The sequence below is a fragment of the bacterium 336/3 genome, assembly GCA_001281695.1.
Taxonomy (GTDB): Bacteria; Bacteroidota; Bacteroidia; order Cytophagales; family Thermonemataceae; genus Raineya.
In genome coordinates this window covers 1-4169 of sequence record LJIE01000011.1, presented here as the reverse complement: position 1 = coordinate 4169, position 4169 = coordinate 1, and the positions used below count along the sequence as shown (strand labels likewise).

Genomic DNA, 4169 nt, shown 5'->3' with positions numbered 1-4169 from the left:
GTATGGAACAACCTAATAGACAATATACTAATAGTGAGGCGTATAGGTACGGGTTTAACGGTAAAGAAAATGATAGAGAATGGGGTACTGCTGGCTTAACTCAAGATTACGGATTCAGGCTCTACAATCCCGCGATCGCTAAATTTTTATCTGTAGATCCCCTCGCCCCTGAATATCCCTGGTATACACCTTACCAGTTCGCTGGTAATATGCCGATTAAATACATAGATTTAGATGGGCTGGAACCTGCTATGTCTCCTCTTGATATGCAAGCTGCAGGATATTATAAACCTTCTAATGATGCGGGTAATGATGGTACTCACTATGTTTACTCTGAGATACAAAGTGGTGTTAATAAAGGTAAATTGGCATACTGGTGGGGGAACTTCGAGACAAATGAGTGGGTATTTACAGAGGATGATATAGCTAACGATAAGAGTGATTACACTTATGTTGAGGAACCTAAAGGATTCTGGGGATGCTTATTTGAAGGAGATTTAATGAGAGCTAATTGGGCTGCTGATCATGCTTTGGATGGACTGGCATTAAGTGGAAACATTTCTATAGATGGCAAAGGTGGTGATGATAATGCCTCAAAATCATTAACTGTAGTTTTTGGAAGACATGATGGAGAGTGGGTATTTGGTCTCTTTGGAGATGTAACAAAATCTACATCACTAGACCCAGCTACAGGTTCTTTAGGAGTTTCAGCAGGAGGAGGCTTAGTTGTTTTTACTGAAGTAGGTGAACAAGAGCAAGATATACTTTCAAATATGGAAGGTGAAACAAAGGTTGTTTCTGGATCTTTCAAAAATTTATCAGGGACTTTTGGAGTCTCTAAAAATAAATTTGATCAAGTCACTTATAAATCATACACAGTAAATGCTACTCTCAAACGCCCTAATTTCTCTAAAGGTTTACAGGAAATTGTTCCTATTGATGGAAGTGTTGGTGTATCTACTAGCACAAGAATAAGAACTAGAGGAGAAGCTTTGAATTTTTTAAAATCAATGTGGTAGTTTAAAACAATATAATAATGTAATTTTTTATTAGAATCACTTTCAAAAATGGTATTATGAAGGGAAAAATAATATTCCTTGGGATATTTTTTAGCTGTGCAATCATTGTCACAAGAATACAGAATTATATAACAGTCTGTCCATCTGATGAATATAAAATAGAAGTACTTCATATGGAATATAAAGCAGTTGTTATTGATAAATTTAAAGATCGAAGAGACCATAACCAGCCTAAAGTAAAACTAAATAATAACAATAATGATTCCATTATTATATTTACTTTGAGTTATGCTGATAATGATAATGATTTCACTGGCTATAAAGGTTTGTTAAAAGAAATAGAAGTAGGAGATTCTGTGTTTAAGCCTAAAAAATCATTGAATATTTTACTAAAAAAGAAAATTTATGGTGATGTATATCATTTTCCGTTTCATTGTAAATCCAAAAACATCTCTAATTGGTAATTTTCTGCCATGCAATATTTTATCTAAACATAAAATATAACATTTTCAAGAAATAAAAATAAAAACAGATATGAAAAAAATAGTTTTTTTTGCAGCATTATTGCTCAGTAGTGGGTTTGCTTGGGGGCAAACCGTTAATGGAGAATCCTTCAGTGTATCAAATACCTCTGAACAAAATGGTTTGAAATTTTGGGATGGAGGTCCTAATTTTAGGATTTCGTTTGGTCAAGGTGCTGAGTTCAAGTATGGTCCTGTGACAGGCTATAGTATTAAGACTACTATGAGTGGTGAGAGTGGTAGAGGTTGGACATGGGGTATAAATGGTCAAATGCCTATAGCAGCCTTAACCAATATAGGAGATATGCAGATATCAAAAAATTTTACTTTGCATGGTAATACTTTAACGATTGGTAATGATGGGAATTCTGCTAATTTGTATGGTGGTTTAGTTAAGATGCAAGTATTATTGGATGAAGATGCTAGTTGGCAAAGAACAGCCTTTTCTTCTAATGCTCGTTTTGATGGTAGTGTTTGGAAAATGGAGGGAAATATGAATGCCAATGATGCAGGTTCTATCATTTATACTGGTGGAGGATGGGGTTTCATTGCTCATGCTTCTACAGGAACCAGTCCTAAACAAATGACCCATACCCAATTTTACAATCAAGGATTGAGAATGTTTATAGGTAATAATGGCAATGTTGGTATAGGCACAGATAAAATTAATGATGCTAATTTTAGATTATTTGTGGAAGGTAAAGTAAGGGCAAGAGGTGTAAAAGTAGATGCTTCTACATGGGCTGATTTTGTATTTGATCCTAATTTTAAACTTCGCCCACTTTCTGAGGTAGCAACTTTTATTAAAGAGAACAAACACTTACCAGATGTGCCTTCTGAACAAGAAGTAAAAGAAAATGGTATAGATATAACCGAAATGCAAAAAATACAAATGCAGAAAATTGAGGAACTTTATTTGTACATGATAGAAATGAAGAAAGAAAATGAAGAACTCAAAAAACAAAACGAACAGTTACAGAAAGAAGTTGAAAAGTTGAAAAAGAAAAGCAGATAAAAAACAAAAAGCCCTAACATTGAATGTTGGGGCTTTTCTTTGTTATGAATAAATTTACAAAACTTATGATTCTTGTAAATTTATTCTACTACGATGTACGCAATAAAAGGATCTTCAGGTTTATATTTTACATATATTTTATTAAATCTTTTATTTCTTATAATTGTAGATAAAGAATCTGATATAGGTAGTTCTCTATAATAAATAAAATCTGAGTTTGGACGAAATTTAAATTTTATAATTGAGTTAGTGATGTTAAAATCAATATTTTGAATCATATCACTTTTTTTAAAAGACTCATCTATATATGGTTTATTTATATCTACCTTTACATTATCATAATCATTTTTATCATACTTAATGTAATACTTTTCTCCTGTTCTAATGCTATTAAATGATCTTTTTTTTCGATTTGTAGTGTGAATAGAATCTCCTACCTTAAATCTAATTCTTTGGCTTATTCCTCCCTCTCTAATTATTATTCCAATTGTTTCAATACCATCATTATTAACTTTTCTGTTTCTATAGTAAATATAAGAAAAGACACTTATTAATAAAATAGTAATTAAAATGGTAGGTAGTTCAGATTTTATAGTCATATTAACTATCTTTTTGCAGGATACTTAGTTTTATACTTATTAATATCACCTAATAATGATTGCAATGCAGTCTGTCTTTTAAGTTCATTAGGAGAAAGTACAAGAGGAATAGACGAATATATTTTTTGTTCTTCGCCTTCGCCCTTGACATTATCTTTTATTGTATCACCTACAGTGCCTGAAAAAACACCTATTGAAGAATCAAAACCTTTGCTAAATGTATGGTTCCAAAACCCATATTTCTTTTGAATAGATTCGAATTGAGGGTATAGTCTATTCATTGTTGCAAGTCTTTCAGAAAAAGGTAAACCAGCAGTTTGTGCAAATTCTTTATCTAAGAGGCTAGAATATTTTTGCTGAATTTCTTTAGCAAAACTAGATTTCATTAGAGGATTAGACTCTTTAAATGCTAACCCTACAAATCCCCCAGATCCTATACCAAAAACAGCATCTACTCCTGTGTCTATTAGAGATTTTGATCCATTAAATATAGTTTCAATACCATCAATTTTTACATCAATAGTTGCTTTTAAAGCTTCTCCTATATAAGGAGTTGCTTTGGACATTTTTGTTGATAATGTTATAAATCGATATGCTTGTTTTTGATACGTAAACTGCCCAACAGTTATTGCATTCAATCCACCACTCACACCAATGTCTACATAATCTAAATCATGCCAATCTTTACCCGTCACTAAATTAGCAGTTATTTGAGTACCTGTTTCAACAGCCATTCCCATCATAATTAATTTAGCAATCCCCCAAACTATTGCAGGAATAGGAATATCACCATTAGAATCTTTATAAAGTATCGGACTATTTTTAAAAACAGCATAATCAGATATATTTGTTTGTGAAACGGGATCTAAATTCCATCTTCTAGCAATTTTACTATCATATTCCCAAAACTCAGCAGTATAAATACCATTACCCAACTCTTCAGATTTTTCGTGAGAGTTAAACCCGTACCTATACGCCTCACTATTAGTATATTGTCTATTAGGTTGTTCCATAC

4 protein-coding genes and 1 pseudogene are annotated in these 4169 nt (G+C 32.2%); 3 read left to right on the top strand and 2 right to left on the bottom strand.

Annotated features, from left to right (window positions below):
• The first annotated feature begins 2 nt into the window (after nt 1-2).
• From AD998_21920 to AD998_21910, 3 genes and pseudogenes are all read left to right on the top strand, one after another.
• Nucleotides 3-1019: a hypothetical protein gene (locus AD998_21920; protein KOY84270.1), complete on the top strand. Its 1017-nt coding sequence runs from the start codon at nt 3-5 to the stop codon at nt 1017-1019.
• 56 nt (nt 1020-1075) lie between these two features.
• Nucleotides 1076-1483 carry a hypothetical protein gene (locus tag AD998_21915; GenBank protein KOY84269.1) on the top strand — a complete coding sequence of 136 codons (408 nt, stop codon included), beginning with the start codon at nt 1076-1078 and terminating at the stop codon, nt 1481-1483.
• A gap of 652 nt (nt 1484-2135) precedes the next feature.
• A pseudogene (locus tag AD998_21910) lies at nt 2136-2555 on the top strand (hypothetical protein).
• A gap of 80 nt (nt 2556-2635) precedes the next feature.
• On the opposite strand, the gene AD998_21905 reads toward AD998_21910, so the two are convergent.
• On the bottom strand, nt 2636-3154 hold the full coding sequence (locus tag AD998_21905) for a hypothetical protein (GenBank protein ID KOY84268.1): 519 nt from the start codon (nt 3152-3154) through the stop codon (nt 2636-2638).
• 5 nt (nt 3155-3159) lie between these two features.
• A complete protein-coding gene (locus AD998_21900; GenBank protein ID KOY84267.1) occupies nt 3160-4167 on the bottom strand; it encodes a hypothetical protein in 1008 nt (335 codons plus the stop codon).
• Nucleotides 4168-4169 lie beyond the last annotated feature (2 nt).